The sequence below is a fragment of the Trueperaceae bacterium genome (genome assembly GCA_002707365.1).
In the GTDB taxonomy this organism is placed as follows: domain Bacteria; phylum Deinococcota; class Deinococci; order Deinococcales; family Trueperaceae; genus UBA6957.
In genome coordinates, this window is the sequence record PAMQ01000001.1 from 1 (window position 1) to 20,533 (window position 20,533).

Annotated in this window: 19 protein-coding genes; 12 read left to right on the forward strand and 7 right to left on the reverse strand. The window is 47.3% G+C overall.

Features of this window, described 5'->3' with window-relative positions:
* Positions 1-347 (forward strand): MFS transporter (locus tag CMO31_00005; protein MAZ52390.1); only part of this gene is annotated, 347 nt, incomplete at its 5' end.
* A 72-nt stretch (positions 348-419) separates the two neighbouring features.
* Here CMO31_00005 and CMO31_00010 read toward each other — a convergent pair.
* Positions 420-668, reverse strand: coding sequence for a hypothetical protein (locus CMO31_00010; protein MAZ52391.1), 249 nt, complete (start codon positions 666-668; stop codon positions 420-422).
* Positions 669-992: 324 nt separating this feature from the next.
* On the opposite strand from CMO31_00010, the gene CMO31_00015 reads away from it, so the two are divergent.
* Positions 993-1,955, forward strand: coding sequence for a type I pantothenate kinase (locus CMO31_00015; GenBank protein ID MAZ52392.1), 963 nt, complete (start codon positions 993-995; stop codon positions 1,953-1,955).
* Here the strand turns inward: CMO31_00015 and CMO31_00020 are convergent.
* The 3 genes from CMO31_00020 to CMO31_00030 form a co-directional block, all read right to left on the reverse strand.
* Positions 1,952-3,085, reverse strand: coding sequence for an acyl-CoA dehydrogenase (locus tag CMO31_00020; GenBank protein MAZ52393.1), 1,134 nt, complete (start codon positions 3,083-3,085; stop codon positions 1,952-1,954). The two genes, CMO31_00015 and CMO31_00020, sit on opposite strands and share 4 nt — an antisense overlap.
* A gap of 723 nt (positions 3,086-3,808) precedes the next feature.
* On the reverse strand, positions 3,809-5,893 hold the full coding sequence (gene hppA / locus CMO31_00025; protein MAZ52394.1) for a sodium-translocating pyrophosphatase: 2,085 nt from the start codon (positions 5,891-5,893) through the stop codon (positions 3,809-3,811).
* 234 nt (positions 5,894-6,127) lie between these two features.
* Positions 6,128-6,949: a hypothetical protein gene (locus tag CMO31_00030; GenBank protein ID MAZ52395.1), complete on the reverse strand. Its 822-nt coding sequence runs from the start codon at positions 6,947-6,949 to the stop codon at positions 6,128-6,130.
* A 206-nt stretch (positions 6,950-7,155) separates the two neighbouring features.
* Between CMO31_00030 and CMO31_00035 the strand changes: the two genes are divergently transcribed.
* From CMO31_00035 to CMO31_00045, 3 genes are all read left to right on the forward strand, one after another.
* On the forward strand, positions 7,156-8,115 hold the full coding sequence (locus CMO31_00035; protein ID MAZ52396.1) for a hypothetical protein: 960 nt from the start codon (positions 7,156-7,158) through the stop codon (positions 8,113-8,115).
* An 80-nt stretch (positions 8,116-8,195) separates the two neighbouring features.
* Complete coding sequence (locus CMO31_00040; protein ID MAZ52397.1) at positions 8,196-9,488, forward strand: acetyl-CoA C-acyltransferase; 1,293 nt, start codon at positions 8,196-8,198, stop codon at positions 9,486-9,488.
* 8 nt (positions 9,489-9,496) lie between these two features.
* Positions 9,497-10,855, forward strand: coding sequence for a succinyl-CoA--3-ketoacid-CoA transferase (locus CMO31_00045; GenBank protein MAZ52398.1), 1,359 nt, complete (start codon positions 9,497-9,499; stop codon positions 10,853-10,855).
* Here the strand turns inward: CMO31_00045 and CMO31_00050 are convergent.
* Both CMO31_00050 and CMO31_00055 read right to left on the reverse strand, forming a co-directional pair.
* Complete coding sequence (locus CMO31_00050; GenBank protein MAZ52399.1) at positions 10,846-11,625, reverse strand: hypothetical protein; 780 nt, start codon at positions 11,623-11,625, stop codon at positions 10,846-10,848. The genes CMO31_00045 and CMO31_00050 overlap by 10 nt on opposite strands.
* A gap of 33 nt (positions 11,626-11,658) precedes the next feature.
* Entirely contained in the window at positions 11,659-12,561 is a 903-nt protein-coding gene (locus CMO31_00055; protein ID MAZ52400.1) for a hypothetical protein, read from the reverse strand.
* Positions 12,562-12,890: 329 nt separating this feature from the next.
* On the opposite strand from CMO31_00055, the gene CMO31_00060 reads away from it, so the two are divergent.
* From CMO31_00060 to CMO31_00085, 6 genes are all read left to right on the forward strand, one after another.
* Positions 12,891-13,637 carry a hypothetical protein gene (locus CMO31_00060; protein MAZ52401.1) on the forward strand — a complete coding sequence of 249 codons (747 nt, stop codon included), beginning with the start codon at positions 12,891-12,893 and terminating at the stop codon, positions 13,635-13,637.
* A 103-nt stretch (positions 13,638-13,740) separates the two neighbouring features.
* Positions 13,741-15,030 (forward strand): methylenetetrahydrofolate--tRNA-(uracil(54)-C(5))-methyltransferase (FADH(2)-oxidizing) TrmFO, encoded by a 1,290-nt coding sequence (locus tag CMO31_00065; protein MAZ52402.1) that lies wholly within the window; start codon positions 13,741-13,743, stop codon positions 15,028-15,030.
* 91 nt (positions 15,031-15,121) lie between these two features.
* Positions 15,122-16,078, forward strand: a complete 957-nt coding sequence (locus CMO31_00070; protein MAZ52403.1) for a pyridoxal-5'-phosphate-dependent protein subunit beta — start codon at positions 15,122-15,124, stop codon at positions 16,076-16,078.
* Between the two features lie 26 nt (positions 16,079-16,104).
* Complete coding sequence (locus CMO31_00075; protein ID MAZ52404.1) at positions 16,105-17,124, forward strand: threonine aldolase; 1,020 nt, start codon at positions 16,105-16,107, stop codon at positions 17,122-17,124.
* Positions 17,125-17,964, forward strand: a complete 840-nt coding sequence (gene aroE / locus CMO31_00080) for a shikimate dehydrogenase (protein ID MAZ52405.1) — start codon at positions 17,125-17,127, stop codon at positions 17,962-17,964.
* A 58-nt stretch (positions 17,965-18,022) separates the two neighbouring features.
* Positions 18,023-18,853, forward strand: a complete 831-nt coding sequence (locus CMO31_00085; GenBank protein ID MAZ52406.1) for a hypothetical protein — start codon at positions 18,023-18,025, stop codon at positions 18,851-18,853.
* A gap of 81 nt (positions 18,854-18,934) precedes the next feature.
* On the opposite strand, the gene CMO31_00090 is transcribed toward CMO31_00085, so the two are convergent.
* Positions 18,935-19,471, reverse strand: a complete 537-nt coding sequence (locus CMO31_00090; GenBank protein MAZ52407.1) for a hypothetical protein — start codon at positions 19,469-19,471, stop codon at positions 18,935-18,937.
* 397 nt (positions 19,472-19,868) lie between these two features.
* Between CMO31_00090 and CMO31_00095 the strand changes: the two genes are divergently transcribed.
* The gene (locus tag CMO31_00095) at positions 19,869-20,480 is read left to right on the forward strand and encodes a superoxide dismutase (GenBank protein MAZ52408.1); all 612 of its coding nucleotides are present in this window, start codon (positions 19,869-19,871) and stop codon (positions 20,478-20,480) included.
* Positions 20,481-20,533: the final 53 nt, after the last annotated feature.

Genomic DNA, 20,533 nt, shown 5'->3' on the forward strand with positions numbered 1-20,533 from the left:
AATTTGTTGGTGCTTATATGGGTATTTTTGGTTGCGTAATATTGTTTATATCTATACTTATTTATAATCCATATTTAATTCTGTTTAGCATTTTAATATTTGCTTTTTGTGTAGCCAATTTTTGGCCAATTGTCGTGAGATACGCGTTAAGCCAAACAACTGAAAGTTTAAATACAACTGCTTCTAATTTAGTAACACTGGCCATGAGTGGCTTTTTAATAGGTCCAGCTATTGTAGGTTATTCAGCCTCAACAATGGGCCTTACGTTCAATGTTCAAATACTATGTGGCTTATGGATTATAAATAGCTTGGCCCTCCTATTTACAGTTAGGAAAATTACTCAATAATAATGGAGAGGGCAATACGCATACACTTCAAAACAAATGTGATGAACTAACCCCAACAACTAACAGGCCAATTCAAAGTCCTCGACGGATTACGTTGTGCACCTCTAAAAATTCTGGAGCGCCTGGGTCTAACTTCATTTCTTCGAGGATTGGCGCAAGGCGGGCTCCAAAAGCGTCAAATGCCTCTTGGGAGTCGAAGAGCACTGAAACCTTCATTTTGTCGCCTGACCCATAACAAACCTCTAGCTCAAGTCCGGGCGCGGGCTGGATACCTTCTTCGTATAGTCGAGCAAGAATTGCATCGTATTGTTGGGACGTCATAGAGGGAGGTGAAAATCGTACTAAAACACTCATTTGGGTCCTCGCTTTCTAAGAAATACTGCGCCACTAGGTTATATAACAATCCAGTCTGCGGCCGCCAGTTCGATAACACGCAGGTAGCTTAATTACTTCTCCTGGCGACGCCTAGACGCAAGGCTGTTTTTGTAAATCGGTAAGCAAATTGGGAGTTCAGGCAATCAAATCAAGATATGGTGGGTTGATGCAACCAAGCCGGTGTATAGGATCCCATTACATAGTTTGTTCATCTCGGCTAACTCTCGAAGAAACGAACATGTGAATATTCCCCATGATTAAGTTGGGTTATTGATGAGTGAGTCCGCCAAGAATCTAAGGGCTTCGCGTTATTTGCAATTCGATCGTTCAGAATGGCAGCAACTACGCGCTGCGACACCTCTCACCTTAACGGAAACAGACCTCGAGACGTTATCTGGTCTTAATGACGAGGTATCGCTTTCCGAAGTTGAAGCAGTTTATTTGCCACTTTCTCGTTTACTAAATCTTTACGTCCAAGCTACCCAAGGCCTCCATCAAACCACAGACACTTTTTTAGGCAAACCCGTCTCCAAAGTACCGTACGTTATAGGTCTAGCAGGAAGCGTAGCCGTTGGGAAGAGCACTACCGCCCGAATCCTGCGGGAACTACTCGCACGTTGGCCGGATCACCCTCGGGTCGAACTAATAACGACCGATGGATTTTTATTCCCTAACGCCGAGCTAGAGGCTTATGGTCTCATGAAGCGGAAAGGTTTTCCTGAAAGTTACGACCAACGAGCCTTGTTGCGATTCGTTTTAAACCTTAAATCAGGTGAGGATGAACTAACCGCGCCAGTATACTCACACCTTACGTACGACATCATTCCCGATAAAACCCGATTAATTAAAAGACCAGATATCGTGATTTTAGAGGGGCTAAATATTCTTCAAACTAATCCTGACAACCCTCTAGGTAACTTAGGAGATGCCTTTGTTTCAGATTTCCTTGATTTTTCTATTTACCTTGACGCCAAGGAAGAGGATCTCGAAAAGTGGTATGTCGAAAGGTTCCTATCATTAAGGGATACAGTGTTCCACGAAGAAGAGTCTTATTTCCGGCAGTATGCCGGATTAACGGACGAAGAAGCACAGTTAGTAGCACTCGATCTTTGGCGTACCATCAACCTTACTAATTTACGTGAGAACATCGCCATAACCCGCCAAAGAGCAAGCTTAATCTTAGAAAAAGGTTCTGGCCATGAAGTGACTGGGGTGAAACTCCAGAGACTTTAAACCTGGAGTGCGTTTTTCCCAATTATTTCCAACGCTGCTTCCCCTGCTGGTGGATGCATCAATCCGGCCCGAACATCCCTAAAATGACGTTCAAGAGGTAAATCTTTACTCATCGCCGCAGCTCCTACGAGACGAAGTGCCTTATCTGTAACCTCAAGAGAAGTCTCTACCGCAAGATGCTTAGCCCCTGCAGCTAAAGGCAAAAAGTTAGCCGCTTCTTCTGGGTTGCCAGTCCATTGGCGCGCTGTGTCTAGGAGAACGGTCTTGGCAGCGATAAGAGCAATGTCTATTTCTCCGATTTGACGTTGTATTTTCGGGAGAGAAGAAATCGGTTTACCGAGGGCAGTAGGAGTGCGCTCTAGGGCATAAATAATTGCTTCATCACGAGCAGCTATAGCTGGCCCAAGGTAAGTAGCTGCCATTAACATCGGAAACCAAATGTTTGGTATCGGCCGAACCGGTTGTTTCGTCGAAATGAGGTTTTCCTCCGGTACCGAAACTTCTTCGAGAAAAAGATCGTTACTTTCACTAGCTCTTAAAGCCAGGCTTTCCCCCCAGGTCTTTTCCCACCGTACGCCGGCTGCATTACCAGGTACCCAGACTGTTACGAAAGACTCATTCATGGCAGCGCCAACAAGGATATGACTAAGGTGTTTTCCGCCAGTTACCCAAGTTTTGTGGCCAGAAATTATGATTTTCCCGTCAATGACTGAAGCAGTGGTTCTCGGTAAACCCCCGCGAGAGGGGCTGCCTAAGTCTGGTTCGCTTGCAGCCGAGTTTAGAAGCTCGCCAGTTGCGGCAGCCGAAGCTAGGTAGGTAAAGATGGCCTCTGGCCAGGATCTAGCTTCACGCTGGTAACCGATTGTGTGTAGGGTCATATTGGCGATGAGAGCTGTCGAGGGACTACCTTTTGCTAGCTCAAGGCTCGCGGCGACGCAATAAGCAAGTGAACCTTGAACTCCTCCTAGTTCCAGGGGCGACGCTAAGCCAAGGTAACCTGCTTTAGCGAGATCGATAACGTCCTCTTCTGGGAGAGTCCCTTTCGAGTCAGCGGTTGAAGCACGTGGTGCTACTCGGGCCGCTAGGTCCTTACCCAGGGCCGTTGCTATTGTAAGGTCTTCGAGAAGCATGAAACATTTTAACGGGTGGGGACGCCACGTAACGTTCAAGAGTTTTTAAGGGCCAACAAACAGGCTCNTATTCACGTGTAAAATACNAGTTATGTCTGAATCTGTAAAAGCATTGGTTTGGATTCCGCTAATCGTTTTGTGGGTCTTCACGTTGTTTGTGCGTTTTTTTCCGCCATTGAGAAGAGAGCTAGACACGCCGCAAGCGCAAAGGGTTTCTATGATCTCAGGGTGGGTGGCCCTAGCGGTCGCGTTAGTGGTTATTTTTTTCTTTAAGTTTTAGATCCCGAAATTAAGGACCAACATTGGGCAAAACGAAGGTAAGGTTGTACGAAAAACTAAAACCACGCAAACCACGAAATAATCAGGTTCCTGCCCTGACTAGTAACTTATATTGATTCCTAACCGGAAATCACTGCTTAGACGTTGCGCTTTAGGCAGAAGTCAATAACGTTAAACAGTGGAGTTTGCCACNAAATAGTAAGGCGTAAGGGTGTGTTCAGTTCTCCTAACTAAAATCAATTGATGGAATAGGTCCGGGCTTGGAATCAATGTTTTATGGCGGCAATCTTCTTTTTAGCCCAATTACAAGAACGGGGTAATTACAAAACAGATGGGGGGGGTGTGAAGATATATTTCTCAGATGAAGGTTGTGCAAATAAAAAATGACCCCCGAAACTAAAATAGCGAGACGGAGGTCATACAAGAGTTGGTTCCGATGGCAAGCTAAAGCAAGATCCCACCTACGCTTGCTATTAAGCCTGCGAAAATCAAAGCCACCGTGTTNATTACCTTGATTAATGGGTTTATTGAGGGGCCAGCGGTATCTTTATATGGGTCGCCAACAGTATCTCCTACAACGGCTGCCTCATGGGCGTCACTACCCTTACCACCGTGGTTTCCATCTTCAATAAACTTTTTGGCGTTGTCCCATGCACCGCCACCGTTNGACATCATTAGTGCCATCATTAGGCCCGAAGCAATCACGCCAATTAGTAGTCCACCCAAGGCTAGTGGTCCAAAAAGGAACCCTACGACTAGGGGAGCCACAACAGCGAGAATGCCAGGAACTGCCATCTCTCGGAGAGCTGCTGCAGTAACAATGTCTACTGCTCGTCCGTATTCCGGCTTGGCAGTTCCTTCCATGATTCCTGGTATTTCTCTAAACTGGCGACGGACCTCTTTGATTACCGCACCAGCAGCGTTCCCAACTGATTGCATTAAGAAAGAGCTGAATAGGAACGGTAACATGGCGCCCGTTAAGAGGCCTATCAACACGATTGGATCGTTAAGTCTAAACGCGTTTTCACCTAAATCTAATCTCTCCGCGTAGTCAGCGAATAACACCAAGGCGGCGAGCGCGGCGGAACCGATGGCGTAGCCTTTCGTAACAGCCTTAGTTGTGTTACCTACGGCATCTAGAGCATCAGTGGTAGCTCGGACCTCTTCAGGCAACTCTGCCATTTCAGCAATACCGCCAGCGTTGTCAGTTATCGGGCCATAAGTATCCATAGCTACGATCATTCCAGTGACGGATAACATTGCAACGGCCGCTATTGCTATTCCGTATAACCCGGCTAATAGGAAAGCAGCAAAGCTGGCTAAGACTAGGACGATAACGGGCCAAGCGGTTGATTGCATGCCGACGGCTAATCCGCTAATGATGTTGGTGGCGCTACCAGTGACAGAAGCATCGGCAATGCTCTGTACGGGCTTGAAGCGAGTACCGGTGTAGTACTCGGTGATATACATGATCAATATTGTTACAGCGATTCCAATGACACTTGAAAGGAAAAGTGGTAACCAACCAGAAAAACCGGAGATTATCGAATAGTCAAAATCTTTGAAGACCAATCTCGAAGCTATATAGAAGCCAACAACACTTAGGCCAGCGCTTACAAAAACACCTCTGTAAAGAGCTGCCATAATGTTCTGGTTCGGCCCGAGCCGTACGAAGAAGACGCCTAGAATTGACGCGATGATTGCTATGGCTCCAAGCACTAACGGAAAAATAACCATCGCTGTGACGGCGTGAATGTCCGGCAGAAGGTACCCTAGAAAAATGGCTCCAATTGCGGTGACCGCATAGGTTTCGAATAAGTCAGCACCCATACCAGCACAGTCCCCTACGTTGTCACCTACGTTGTCTGCTATTACGGCGGGGTTCCGTGGGTCATCTTCAGGGATTCCTGCTTCCACCTTACCAACTAAATCAGCGCCGACGTCAGCAGCTTTTGTGAATATTCCGCCGCCAACTCTGGCAAAAAGGCTGATCAGGCTAGCTCCGAAAGCAAAGCCAATTAGAGGTTCCACCGGATTGTTCAGTCCAAATATTACTTGGAAGAGCCAAAAGAACCCAGCTACTCCAAGGAGAGCTAAGCCGGCCACTGCAAGCCCTGCAACGGCGCCACCATTAAAGGCTATCCTTAATGCCCCTGCCAAACCAGCGCGAGCTGCTTCGGCGACTCGTACGTTGGCACGTACTGCTACGTTCATTCCGATGTAACCACTGAAACCAGAGAATAGGGCACCGATTGCAAAACCAATGGTTGTCCACCACCATTGAATTCCACTCTCACCGGTACTCGTTAGTGCAACTATCACGAACACAGCGATTATCACGACTGCAACCACGAATATGGTCCGGTATTGGCGGTTCATATACGCTGCCGCTCCCTGGCGGACAGCATCTGAAATCTCCATCATGCGATCGGTGCCGGTGCCAGACCGAAGAATATTTGCGGCTAGTAGCCAAGCGGCGACCAAAGCAACGATTGCTGCAAGCGGGATCAGGATGAGAAGTCCGTCCATGTTGCCTCCAAAAAAGTTAACGAAAATTCATTACAGGCCTTAGCAAAGCGATGAACAGTGATAACAAATTTACTGCGGTCGTAAGTGACTGTTCTGCTAACACCAAAACCAAAGCAGATATTAACACGCCCATATTCGAAAGGGAATTGCGGAAAACACATCTAGCAAGNGATTAGGCTCCGAGTATTCCCGGCCGCGTAGGNACGAATAAAGACTGTTNNATTAAACTTTTAATCAAAAAGGAAGAAGCGGGGTCAAAAGCACTGCGTCTGCTAATACACGGCGTAATTGAGGGTTAAGATAACGCCTNNTTTGGTGGAGACCCAAGAGCCCAAATGTTGCTAAAGCAATTTCAAANGTCGGTTTTGGTGAGTTGAAGCCTGTGATAAAGCAAGCTCCTATAAGTAGAACGCCTGTTACCGGNAGNCGTTTCGATAACCAGGGNAACCGGTGAGCAAGAGATGAAATGCCATGAGCCTGGTCAATCTGGTCTTCCCACTTCGCTATAAACGCACAGTTCAAAAAACATAGGGCACCAAACAAAATAATAGAAGCTAAAGGAAGTACTGAGCCAAACGAGAAAATTGTTATTCCTCCCGTTAAAATCGCTGCCACAAAAGCTTCTTTTGGGAGCGTACTTTTAATGGGACCGAGATGAACAGCACCCAAGTAAAAAGCAACTAGAACTCCTATGAAGCAGCCCCTCATAAATTCGGGGGACTCGAGGAAAGTGAAAGCTAAGAATAAATCGAGAGCCAAGATAAAAATCCATACAACTAGCAGTTGATTGCGCCGCTGCATGAAAAACGCATGCCTATGAGTAATGGGAGCGGAGGCGACTAATCGAAGGCCATCAAGGAGTCTATCGGCCGCATAAACCAACCACACTGAAATCCCCAAAACTAAAGTTGAGCTAGGTTCTAAAACCAAGCCGATAGACTTGGCGAATTCTGTTTGCCAGAGCATCGCTAAAAGAGGAGCATCCAAAGCAAGGACATTAGGCCAGCACCAAAATGGGACATAGGGTTGTTTTCGGGAAGGCACCTCGGGGATCATACCTGGCTAGTCGGGGAGCGTGGGCTCAAGTGCCGTAAGAAATTTCAGAGAAAGCCAAAAACATATATATTCTTCCGGTAGTTCTAGAGCCCCTTCCCCCGATCAAATCTAAACCCTTTTAGGGTTAGCAGTACGATTAGACAAAAGAAAAAAATTTGCGCTCCAGATGAAATGAGTTTACGCTATTCGTAAGGGAGGGATTACTAATGAGCAAAGACCTAATCAGCGGCCAAGAACCTTTTGCTTTTGCCTATAGGGAGGATCTCCACGCTCTACCTGACAATGTTCGTGATGCCGAAGTGGATCTTCACGGCACGTTTGCTGACGACCGGCGAGACGGATCTGGGGAAGTTTATTACGGAATGCCCGGTAAAGGAATCCTCCGCATAGATTCTGACCTAAAATCCCAGGAACTCATTCGACTTCCCGATAATTTGGCGCCCCTTAACTTTCACAGCACTGAACTAGGAACCTTCGATGGAAAAGAGAGACTGTTTCTTTCAGCGGAAGGTGACGAAATGGTCGCGGTGATAACCCTCGAAGGTGAAATAGATTTTATCCTCCCACGACCGGAGTTCGAAGTTTATCGAGACGAGGAAGCTCGCTTCGCTCCCACTGACTCCGTTCTTGTAGGTACGACTCTGTATGTGGCTGATGGGTATGGATCTAACTACATATCAACAGCTGACGTAATTTCCCAAAAGTGGACTGATAATTTTGGCGGGAAAGCAGAATACCCTGAACAGGACGGTAAATTTTCAACCGCCCATGGTCTTGATGTGAGTCCGGTTCGGCCAGACCGGCTTGTTATAGCTGATCGGCCATCCGCTCGAATTCAAGAACATGGGTTGAATGGGCACTTTCACCACTCACATGGTCTCCCAGGCGGGGCTTGGCCTTGCGGCATAGACCATATTAATTTCCAAGGCCGGTGGCTTGCTGTGGTCGGGAGCCTCAAAGATCCCGAGGAGGGACGTCCAGCACCCATTTACCTGTTAGATGGTATTACCTACGAAGTCCTTTCCACTATCCGGCCAAAGGACGAGCTGGGTGTCGATCTTGCCCAGCATCTACACAACGTTGTGTTTCATGTTGATAAAGAACACCTTTATCTCGTCTGTCAAGCTTGGAATCCCGGCTATTATTTTGTCTTGGAACAAGTTTAGGTTGGTTAAGTGGTTTTAGCGACGGCGTGCCAATTAAGAACTAAACCTAGATAGTGGATAAGCTAAATGTGCAGGAAAAAATGTCTAGCCAAAATTCATATAAAAGCAGTGTAGTTATTCTTAGTGCTGTAAGGACTCCTATCGGCCGTATCCGTGGTGAGTTTGCAGATGTTAGGCCAGACGATCTGGCAGCGATCGCAATTAAGGAGGCCGTCTCTGAAGCAAAGATTAAACCCGGGGATGTCGAAGAAGTCTATCTGGGTTGCGCTAACCAAGCAGGAGAAGATAGCCGCAACATTGGGAGAATAGCAGGACTTTTAGCTGGGTTACCAACCCAAGTAGGGGGCGTGACCGTTAATCGACTATGTGCTAGTGGGCTTAACGCGGTTAATCAAGCAGCTCGTGCAATTATATCTGGCGAAGGCAGTGTTTTTGTGGCAGGGGGGGTAGAAAGTATGACCCGGGCTCCCTATTCTTTGCCAAAAAACCCCACTGCTTACGGGCCATCTGGAAACGTAACTGGTTGGGATACTACCCTCGGTTGGCGGTACCCCAATGCAAAGCTAAAGAAAATGTTTCCCTTGGAGGCAATGGGAGAAACCGCTGAAAACATTTTTGAGATGAGCCGTAGCGGCGAAATACGAGGCGGGATTATCACTCGGGCTGACCAGGACCAGTTTGCGTTACAGAGTCATCGACGAGCCGTTCTGGCAATGCAAGAAGGACGCTTTCAGGATGAGATCGTGCCGGTTAAAGTTCAAAACCGCCTTCAAGGAACTAAATCTGTAGGTGTAGATGAAGGCCCGCGATACTCTATAACGGAAAACGGATTTGAGCTAAACACGGATATGAGTCAATTGGCAGCTCTTCCAGCAATTTTCCGAGATGGCGGAACTGTTACGGCTGGTAACTCAAGTGGGCTCAACGATGGTGCTAGTGCCATCGTGCTTGCAGAAGAAGGTTGGGCTAGAAATAACGGCTACAAACCAATTGCTCGTTGGCTAGGATCGGCTGCCACCGGAGTCGATCCGCAGGTTATGGGTTTAGGTCCAGTGCTAGCTACCCGCAAATTGATGGAGCGGCTTGATGTGCAAATAAGTGATATCGGTCTTATTGAGGTTAATGAAGCCTTTGCAGTTCAAGCGATAGCGGTTATTCGTGAACTTGGGCTAAGGGAGGAAATCACTAATGTTAATGGGGGAGCGATCGCTATAGGCCATCCGCTTGGTTGTTCTGGGGCCAGGATACTAACAACACTCATCCACGAGATGCAGAAGCGACAGATAGACGGTTTGAAACAAAATTTAGGCCTCGCAACTTTATGTGTTGGAGTTGGACAAGGCGAAGCGACTCTAGTCGAACTGCCGAACTAGTCATTAGGATGGAAAACCTTCCCCAATTGACCCCAGAAGCTGCTGCGGCATTAGTAAAAGAAGGTTTAACAATTATGGTCGGCGGTTTTGGAATGACCGGAAATCCTGTCGCCCTGTTACATGCTCTCGCAGACACTGGAACTGCTGGTCTCACGTATGTAGGTAACAATGTAGGTGAAGTCGGGTTGGGCGGCGGTAGGTTGTTACGAAACAGCCAAATAAAGAAAATTGTCGGATCATTCTTTACAAGCAATCCTGAAGCAGTAGCAGCTGTTCAAAATGGTGAAATAGAATTTGAAATCCTCCCACAAGGTTCTCTAGCTGAAGCCATTAGGGCTGGTGGAGCAGGTATAGCTGGCTTCTATACCAAGACGGGAGCAGGGACTATTTTGAGCAACGACAGCGAGACTCGTAGTTTTGGTGGCCATCCTTACGTATTCGTAAAAGGTTTACGAGCGGATGTTGCCCTAATAAGAGCCTGGCAAGCAGATCAAGCTGGAAACCTCGTTTATCGGATGACTGAAAGAAACTTCAATCCACTCATGGCGACGGCAGCCGACCTGGTTATTGTTGAGGCAGAACACATTGTTCCTGTCGGTAGTATCAAACCGAACGATATACACACCCCGGGATGCTATGTAGATGTTCTTGTGGAAGCCAAGACCTCCCCAGAATTACTCGGAACTTCTGCCGAGCTGATTGCTCCGGCAAAGAAACTGCATGATTCCAGGGACAAAATCGCCGAGCGGGCATTGGTTGAACTGAAAGCTGGTGACGTAGTTAACCTCGGCGTAGGCATACCAACCCTTATCGCTGACCTGATAGACCCGAATAGTAAAATAGTTCTGCACACTGAAAATGGGATGCTCGGTGTTGGGCCTAAACCAAAACACGTGGGGGCCATGGCATACCCTGTGAATGCTAGTAAAGTCCCGGTTACGGCTCAACCAGGGAGCAGCTATTTCGACAGTGCAGCCTCGTTCGCGATGATACGAGGGGGCCATATCGACGTTGCAGTAATGGGTGGGCTCCAGGTCGATGAGTTAGGTAATCTAGCCAACTGGGCAGCACCAGGTAAACCCCTACTCGGAGTCGGGGGAGCAATGGATTTAGCTATGGGGGCGAAACAATTGATAGTCACCATGCAGCACGTGGGTCCCGAGGGGAGCCCTAAAATCGTTCCACACTGTACACTTCCATTGACTGCTGAAGGTGTTGTCGATCTAATTATCACCGACTTAGGGGTGTTTTCTTTTCATTCGGGGAAACTGACTCTTATAGAGTTAATGCCCGGTGTAAGCATAGCTAAAGTCCGTGCTCTTACGTCAGCCACTTTTGAAGAGAGAATAAATCCTCATCAGTTATGAATTGATTCTCCAAAGTTGTAATGCGTAAGGTCGTCTGGAATCCAAACCGGTCCGCGAAAAACTGTTTGTGCTTCGGAAAGCATTTCGATAGGAGAGGCATAACGAGCTAGGTGTACAAGTGCTAATGCTTTTGCTCCGGCAGCTTGAGCGAGTTCTGCCGCTTCTTTAGCGGTGGGGTGCATCAAGTTATGAGCCCGCTCAACAACCTCCGGGCCATCAGCAACAGCACAAAGGGCGTCACAGATAAACAGGTCGGCCTCTTGCGCACAAGCCAACAAGCCGTCACAAACTACACTGTCACTACTATAAGCCAATGTGTAGTCGCCAAATCTGACCCGGAGCGCGAATGTTGGTACTCGATGAACTACCTCATAAAACTCTACTTCGAAACCAGCGATTGGGTATATTCGGTTCGCTTCGACCGGGACAGTGCTCATGGAGTTAGGAACATTAGAAGCGAGAATGGGGTATGTGATCTTAAACAAATCTTCAGCCGCAGTCAGTGAATCAGGAGATCCGTATAGACGGAGCTCTGGTTGAGCTATACGGAGGGGCATCACACCACCAATGTGGTCACCGTGTTGATGGGTGATAATTACGTCACGTAAATTGTGAGGATTAAGACTAAGTCGGTTAAGTTGGCGAATCAATTCGAACCCACCGCATGTGTCTAGCAGGATCGGGTTACAGCCAGGTGCTTCCACGTACAAACCAAGGGTCGCCCGAGTTGGGGATAATGGGGCTCCTGTGCCTAAAAAATATACCCTCATAGGTTCAGATAACAGACCCGAAACTGTTTTACTCTAGGGCAATTCATAGGTTTCGTGATTAAGTAGATCGTAAATGACTCCGGGTTTTTTAGGTTTACCGCAAGATGCTAAATCTAACGTTCGGTTGGCGGCCAAATCAATACGATGGCCTATACCTCCGCCTGAAAAGGTCACGCTATTCCTATGAACACCAGGCTCGGTATGCACAAGCTGGAAAAACCCATTATCCATAACTTGCGTTTCCTTCCGCAGAAAGTAATCAGCTGCATTTGTTGGGCCATCATAAAAACTCCGACCTCTATATTTCGGTAAATGTATCGAATCATTCCTTGTGGCTTCGGAGATGATGGGAGCGAGCTGCGGAGTAAGGTACCCATACATAATGCCGGAAGGGAATATAATTGCGGTTGCAGCAAACCGGTGCCCACCAAGGTGGGTAATTTCCCAAGTATCAAGTTCCAGCTCGCTCGAGAAAGCACTATAGACAGGTAAGCCGAACTTTGCGCAACAACGGTCTCTCAGACCGTGAGTACATACGCAACATAGACTATTAGGAACCAAAGATCCGGAGGTATTCCCGTTTAACACACCTAGGAGGTCAAGTCTCAGTAAATCATTGTAATCGTTCCATTCGAAATGATACAGACGTGGTTCCGAGGGGTCAGTCACAGCCAAAAAGAGCACCTTTGAAGAATTGGGTTTCGGTTTTTTAATGAACGCGACTCTACTGTTGGGAATTTGTTCCTCCAAAGAGTGAGTCCAACTCTGAATACTTGGAGGTAGAGTGTTCCCCTGTAACCACTGTGCTGGCCATTTTTCACTATGCTCAAGAAGGATCCATACTTGGGCTTGAGTCGCACTCCCATGAAGAGGAATACCGGCAGCTTGCGAGAATTGGGAACAAAAAATGTCTGGGGTATCAGAGATTTGGTCCATCGGGATAACTTTACCTTAAAAGCATTTCCGTGATCTTATCAAAGTCTTATCCAAGATAAAGCCAAGGGTGTTTCGCTGCAACCCATTCACTAGATTAGGTTCGCATAGGTCAGGATTTGGGTAGAATACAGATATAGAGGCTTTCGTAGTTTCTGCATAAAAAATTAGAAAAACCTGTTCCTAGGTTCCGAGGAGTATCGGAGAAAACTATCTTAAGTGGCAAAAACCTTACCCCTCAAAACGAGATCGCTCCGGTCTTAGCAGAAATAACTAAAAATGTTCGAATAGCGATTTTTGCTGGTTTGCCGGGCGTTGGGAAGAGCCTTCTCGTGAAACGCCTCGCTGGTCTTGCGGTTACAGCCGGACGCAAGGTTACAAGTCTTCAATGGGATGTTGCTCGGACTCCCTTTGAAACGACTAATTGGATTGGGCGCTACCCAGAAATCGGCGGGGTTACAAATCCTCTAATCCGCAAGGCGGTTGGAATCTGGGCGCGAGATGCGATCCTAAAATGGAGCAAATCAGATGACCAGGGCCTATTAATTTGTGAGGCTCCCCTTATCGGTAATCGTTTCGGCGAGCTAACACAAATCCTGGGAGATCCCTCTGAAGGAGTACTGGCACACCCGGAGACGTTGTTCATTATTCCCGTGCCGTCTCTCAAGATCCGGAGAGTTATAGAGTTAGCTCGGGCACGAACCCAAGCAGCCCCAAAAAATCATTATGAAGCCAAGGATGCGCCGGTAGAAGTAATCCATAAGCTTTGGCTGCAACTGGCTCAACTGAGAGAAAATGCTTATCTGGGTGTTCATGCGCAAGGAATAAGAAGTACGTCAACCCCCTATGACCCCGAGATATATGCCGCTACCTACCAACACATTTTGCGGAATCGAAAATGTCTTCGGCTAAACATAGAACAAAAAATTTATGATCGAGATTCGGTTTACGATTTTGGTGTAAAGGTGCACCGTCTCATCGCTACCGAATCTGAAGCTGATTCCCTTATGGCGGATGTAGCGCGTAAATATACTATTGAAACATTAGAACGGGAAACTAACGAATGGTTTATGCGTTAGCCGGGGGTTACGGGTAAGGTTTCTGGGGTTCGGGCATGGTATTAACTGGTAGTCTTACTGCGTGGGGAAAAGGTTTCCAGTTATTAGTGTTATAGGAGCTGGGATGGCTGGTTCTGATGCTGCTGTTGCGGCTGCCAGAATTGGCGTCAAAGTAGACCTTTACGAAATGCGTCCCAATAAAATGACTCCGGCTCACCATACAGACCGTTTTGCTGAGTTGGTGTGTTCGAATAGTTTCGGTGGTCAAGGCATTTCAAATGCAAAAGGGCTCCTGCAAGCTGAGATGCTAGCTGCTGGGGGGCTAATAATTTCTAGTGCTCATTCCTCAAGAGTGCCAGCAGGGGGAGCGCTAGCGGTTGATCGAGACTCTTTCAGCACAGAAGTTACCTCCGTCATCGAAAGGCATTCAAACATCACCGTGCATCGAAAGGAACTAAAGAAATTACCGCCCGGAATAGTTGTGATTGCTTCCGGCCCTCTCACCTCAGAATCACTTGCAGAAGCCATCCAGGAGATAGTGGGTGAAAAAATGCTAGGTTTTTTTGACGCCGCGTCTCCAGTAATTTCACACGAATCAGTCAACATGGATGTTGCCTTCCGTAAAGGCCGGTACGACCAAACTGCAGACTACTTAAACCTACCCTTTAACGAAGAAGAATATCGCCGTTTTTATCAAGCGTTATCCAAAGCTCGAAAACACGTACCTCATGACTGGGAGAAACTCGAGTTTTTCGAAGGGTGCATACCGATCGAAGAGTTAGCCCGAAGAGGCTATGACACCCCCCGCTTTGGACCGATGAAACCGGTAGGACTTGAGGATCCTAAGAGCGGCGAACGACATTTTGCAGTGGCTCAGCTACGGCAGGAAGACACTCAAGGTCAAATGTGGAGCCTAGTAGGTTTCCAGACCGGCCTTAAATGGCCTGACCAAAAAGAGATACTTGAGTTGATACCGGGCCTCGAAAATGTCGAGATAGTTCGATACGGTGTTATGCACCGTAATACCTATTTGAATGCCCCGTCCTTGCTGCGAACCAATTTAGCGCTTAGGGCTAACCCTAGGATCTTTGTTGCGGGTGTACTTGCTGGCACAGAAGGTTATCTTGAATCCAGTGCTACTGGTTGGCTAGCCGGTACTAACGCTGCTCTTGCAGCTCTAAAAGAAGAGTCTGTAGTCCCACCTGAGGAAACAATGCTCGGAGGCCTTGTTCGATTTTTATCTACGGCGGAAACTAATAACTTTCAACCCATGAATGCAAATTGGGGTTTAGTGCCTGCAATCGGTAAGCAAAGGGGAGTCAGTCGTAAACAGCGTAGGGAGAAAATGTTTCATCGGGGTTATGAAGCGTTTCGTAACTGGGTTAAACAGGTACCTTTGGAACGATACGGTTGAATAGAACGCTGCCGTTCTTTTCCTGCCTCCAAGTCTGGAGAATCTAAGCGATCTACTTACGGTTTTAGCCAGAATCCTCAGGGGGGGGTAAATGCTTTCCTTAGAAATGGTCGAGTTAGCCAGCAAGTTGATTGCTCGTTACGTACACCGGACGCCATTAGAGCGAAACGAAGGTTTGAGCCGAAGGTTTGGCTGTGATGTATACCTTAAACTAGAACTGTTTCAAAAAACAGGTTCATTCAAATCACGGGGCGCGTTAAATCAAATCCTTGCACGAGAAGAAAGAGAGCTCAGGCGTGGGATCGTAGGTGCAAGTGGTGGGAATTTCGCGCAGGGAGCAGCTTATGCAGCTCGCGAGCTTGGTATCCAAGCTATGATATGTATGCCTGAGGATACTCCAGAAAATTATGTTGAAGCGACGGTTAATTATGGGGCAAAAGTAAACTTTTGCCCCAGTGCTTCTGAGGCTTTTGAACAAGCCCTGCGGCTTTCAAATAAAGGCTGGTGCCATGTTCACCCATTCGATGATCAAGCCATGATCGCTGGAAATGGGACGGTAGGCCTGGAAATTTTGCAAGACGTTCCCGACGTTACCGATGTTGTCGTGAGCATTGGGGGCGGAGGCTTGATATCCGGTATTGCCACTGCAATCAAGGCAACAGCCCCAGCGGTAAAAGTCTGGGGAGTGGAAACCGAAAGAGCCGATGTCGTTTTTAAATCTCTTAAAGTTGGCCGACCTGTTGAAATCGAACCAAAATCGCTGGCTAAGACTTTAGGGGCACCGCATACCTCTACCGATATCCTCGACTACATCAAGCGTTCGGTAGAAGATGTGGTGGTTGTGACCGATGAAGAGGCTTACCAAGGTGTGTTGTGGTTTTTAGAAAGGACCAAAATCGTTACCGAACTAGCGGCGGGGGCAACGGTGGCTGCCGCAGAACAGCTCTCCAGCCGATTCCCCCCTAATGCCCAAGTAGTCCTTGTAGTGTGCGGAGGAAACGTTTCAAACTCCGACCTCTGCAATTACGCGACCATCTTCGGCCCTTAAGCCCTCCGATTAGTTATTCTCTTATCATGATTGATTTACGTTCCGATACCGTGACCGTTCCTACGCTAGCTATGCGAAAAGCCATGGCTGAAGCCGAAGTAGGTGACGATGTGTACGGGGAAGACCCTACCGTTAATCAACTGCAAGAAGCCGTCGCGAAGATAACTGGTTTCGACGAAGGGCTGTTAATGCCCAGTGGAACTATGGCTAATCTCTCAGCTCTAGCCACGCATGCTGATCGCGGAACTGAGGTAATTCTCCCAGAGAAAGCCCACGCTTATGAAAACGAACTTGGAGGCATGGCTGCTTTCGCTGGTCTTATACCCCGGCCTATTAAAGCTCCTCTCGGGGTTCCAGAGCTTGAAGCAGCCGAACAAGCCATTCGTCGCAGTACCCACCACGCCCCACCAGGAGTAATTCTAATAGAGAACACTCATAATGCAGCTGGAGGTACAGTTGTTCCAATTTCTGTACAACAAAAGATGACTGCTTTAGCTAAAAGAGAGGGGCTACCAATACATCTAGATGGAGCACGCGCCTTTAATGCAGCTACGGCCTTAAACATCAATATTAAAGAGGTATGCGCTGGTTTTGATTCAGCCTCGATATGTCTTAGCAAGGGACTTGGGGCTCCTATAGGGACAATTTTGCTCGGTAAATCCGAGTTCATTTCTCGTGCCCATAGATATCGCAAGATATTAGGTGGGGGTATGCGTCAAAGTGGTGTCGTGGCAGCAGCGGGACTTATTGCTATCAACCAAAGTACTGAATTGTTAACTCATGACCATAAACGAGCACGCTATCTTGGTGAGAGGCTTGCAAGAATTAATGGTGTAGATATCGATTTGGCTACTGTTCAAACAAACATGGTTTTTGTTACGGTGCCGCAAGCCCAAGAGGCTTCTAACAAACTTCGTGATGAAGGTATAAAAGTTAGCGTCATGGCAAATGATTGCTTGCGGTTTGTTACGCACCATCAGGTCACTGACGATGATATTTTGACGACGATTGAGGTTGCTCAAAAGATATTGGGTAGTAAAACTTAAATGGGTGTAAAACATGTTGTATTACTAGCCCATCCTTCCGGACACAGCCTGAGTCCGGTTATGCAAAATTCTGCCTTTAAGGCTCTTGGGCTTTCGGCCCGCTATGAAGCCGTTGATGTTCCTCCCAAGGACCTCCCAACCATCGTTGAAGAATTGCGAAACCCTAAATTCGTTGGCGCTAATGTCACCGTACCTCATAAGGTTTCAATAACCAAACTGGTTGATGAGCTCAGTCAAGACGCCAGTATTGTGGGAGCAGTAAATACTGTTGTTCGGCAAGGAAGTAAGCTAGTTGGGCATAATACAGATGGTGAAGGGTTTTTACGAGGCCTTGCGGACTTGAATTATGAGCCGACAGGTGACCGAGTACTTCTTTTAGGCGCCGGAGGAGCCGCACGAGCAGTGGCGGTTTCTCTCCTAGGGCGAGAAGTTGAATCGCTTAGCGTATACAATCGTACGCTTCATAAGGCAAACGATCTCGTCAAAGATCTAAGTCATATAGGTCCAATTAAGACTTTGCGCTCAGAGGAGGTTAGCTTAGAATTAGACCGGGCAGATTTACTAGTCAACGCCACGTCTGTTGGCATGGAAAAAGACGGTATTAGTGATGAAGAGATGCCACTTCCAATCGGGTGCTTTCCGAAGCGGGGGATAGTCGTAGATTTAGTCTATCGGCCGGAACGGACTAGGTTATTAAGGGAGGCCGGCAAACATGGATTGGTTATTCAGAATGGGCTTCCTATGCTAGTTTATCAAGGAGCGGGGTCTATCCAAAAATGGTTTGGTCAGACCCCTCCAACGGAAGAAATGTTTAAAGCCGTACTTTCCGCTCTGAAATAGATCTCTGTAGCGTAATAATGAGGCCTGAAATGGACGGGAAACGCTTTGTTGGAGGGTTATGCAAGTAGCCGTTATAGCTGATATTCACGGTAATTTCGAAGCGCTTAGAGCTGTTCTAAGCGACGCCTTTTCAGAGGGCGTCGAACGAATTATAGTTAACGGTGATCTGGTTAATCGTGGCCCTAATAACACAGCCGTAGTGAAATGCCTTAGTCAGGCTGGAGCAACAATTATCCTTGGTAATCACGAGGATCTGATAGTTAAGTGGGTCAATCGAGATCCTTCTCTTAATAAATCGTTCTTTCAGGATCCCATATGGTGCGCCACGGGTTGGTGTGCAAAGCAGTTAGAGGCGACTGATTCCATCGATACATTGAGGGGGCTACCAAAGACCTCAACTATCGAGTCCGAAATAGGTCAAACCGTGTTGATTTCCCATGGGAGTCCTCGAGATTACCGTGAAGGATTCGGTATAGATATGCCCGAGTCGAAGATTATGGAGATTATAGAGGCCCATAAAGCTGAAGTATTTATAGGTTCCCATACCCACAAAGGGATGGAGTGCAATGTCGCTCGAAGAAAAATCATTAATACTGGGTCCGTCGGCGCGCCGTTCGATAATGACACTAGAGCCGCGTATGTGATTATAAGGAGCCTTAGAGGACAATGGAGTATTGAATTTCGCCGGGTAGCCTATGATCGGGAGGCGGCCATGAAAGCGTTTGAGACCTCGGGGTTTCTCGAAGAGGGCGGGGTTGGGGCCCAAATATTTCTAGCCGAATTGGAGTACGCTCGATCGTTTTTTGCTCCCTTTCTAAAATGGTGCTCTAAGAACGGGGTCGGCTCTACTGAGGCTAATTGGGAGGCTTTTCGTGAGGGCTATCAGTAATATTTTTTGTGAATTTCGCAACGGAGAAGTGGGTCCCTAAAGATTGATGAGATTTACGGATTAATTAAGGAAATCAAAGACCTACGGTCTACGTACGTGATGATCTATTCCTTCGAAAGCATCGATGAAGCTGCGCATCTTTTCCGAATCGATTACATCGAAACGTTCAAGTCGCTGCCAGGCTGTAAAAGCGTAGGTAGTGGGCATCCCGTCCCGAGGGACGATTATTACTCGCCTGTAACCCCGGGCCACATTTTCTAAATCATTAATTCTACGTGTGTTCTCTTCAGGGGTTCCGTAGGAATACCAAAGAACAACCCCGCCATCCTCCATATTATGAACGAGCCTTTCATCTGGAATAACGTAATCATACGAACCCCATGAATTTAACTCTGGAGTGTGCCAACCTGACGTAGGAGGGTCGCTGTTATACAAAGGGTGTTCCTGACCTAAATCTATATGAGCGTTCCCTTGGGTACGGAAAAATTCTCCCGGAAGAGCTTTAGATGGAGCCAAAGCTATGAATACTATAACTAATGTCGCGAACCCTAAACCCAACGCAGCAAGAAGCCATCGGCCCCGTTTAGAACGTAGGTCCTTAAGTCTTTTTTGGGACATTGTTTCCAGTTGACTCCATTAGAATCTGTTGCGGGTAAAGCTGTTTAGTAACGAGCATCGTCACAGTCTAACAATCGGCAAAAAACAATCTAGTCGCCAGATAACACGACCAACGATCCGGGAGAAGCGACAAAAACGAAGTATTAGGCTTAAGAAGCAATAGGGTTACGTTAGGTATTGGGACAAAAGCAGAGACTTCGTCAGCGCTAGGAGCATCTTTAGTTATTCTAAAAATAACTCTTCGGTTATTAATCCTAGTGTTAGGTATAGGCTCTACTTCAAAAACTATGAAAACGCCAGAGATTACCAGATCGACCCCTTGAGCCTCAGGTTTGTTAGACTCAGGACACTTACGGAATATAGATTTCGTAGAAATTTTCCGACGGGGGACAATAATATGGCCTTTGAACTTCCAAGCCTTCCATATTCTTCCGATGCACTCGAACCCCATATCGATGCTCGTACTATGGAGATCCACCACACCAAACATCATGCCGCTTACACTACAAAATTGAACGCAGCTCTCGAGGGGCAAACATCGTTATCTGGTAAGGGGATCGAAGATCTGCTTCGTCACCTACAAGACGTTCCTCCTGAAATTAGAGGAGCTGTCCAGAATAATGGTGGAGGTTATGCGAACCATAATTTGTTCTGGACAATAATGAGTCCGACAGGCGGGGGACTACCATCTGGTGATTTAGGTGCAGCCATTGAAAATCAGCTAGGGGGGTTCGATAACTTTAAGACTACCTTTTCTGAAGCCGCGGCTAATCAGTTTGGATCTGGTTGGGCCTGGCTTGCAGTCGGATCTGACGGGGCGCTTAAGGTATATTCAACCGCAAATCAAGATTCCCCACTATCTTTGGGGGACGTTCCTATCCTAGGGCTCGATGTTTGGGAGCATGCCTACTATCTGAAATATCAAAATCTTCGGCCCGATTACGTAGCGGCTTTCTGGAACGTGGTCGATTGGAATGCAGTGGCCCAGAACTACAACGCCGCAACCTGATAAGAAAAAGGAAAAGTAGGCGTTAGTACCCTGGTTACTTTTGGGTGAATGTG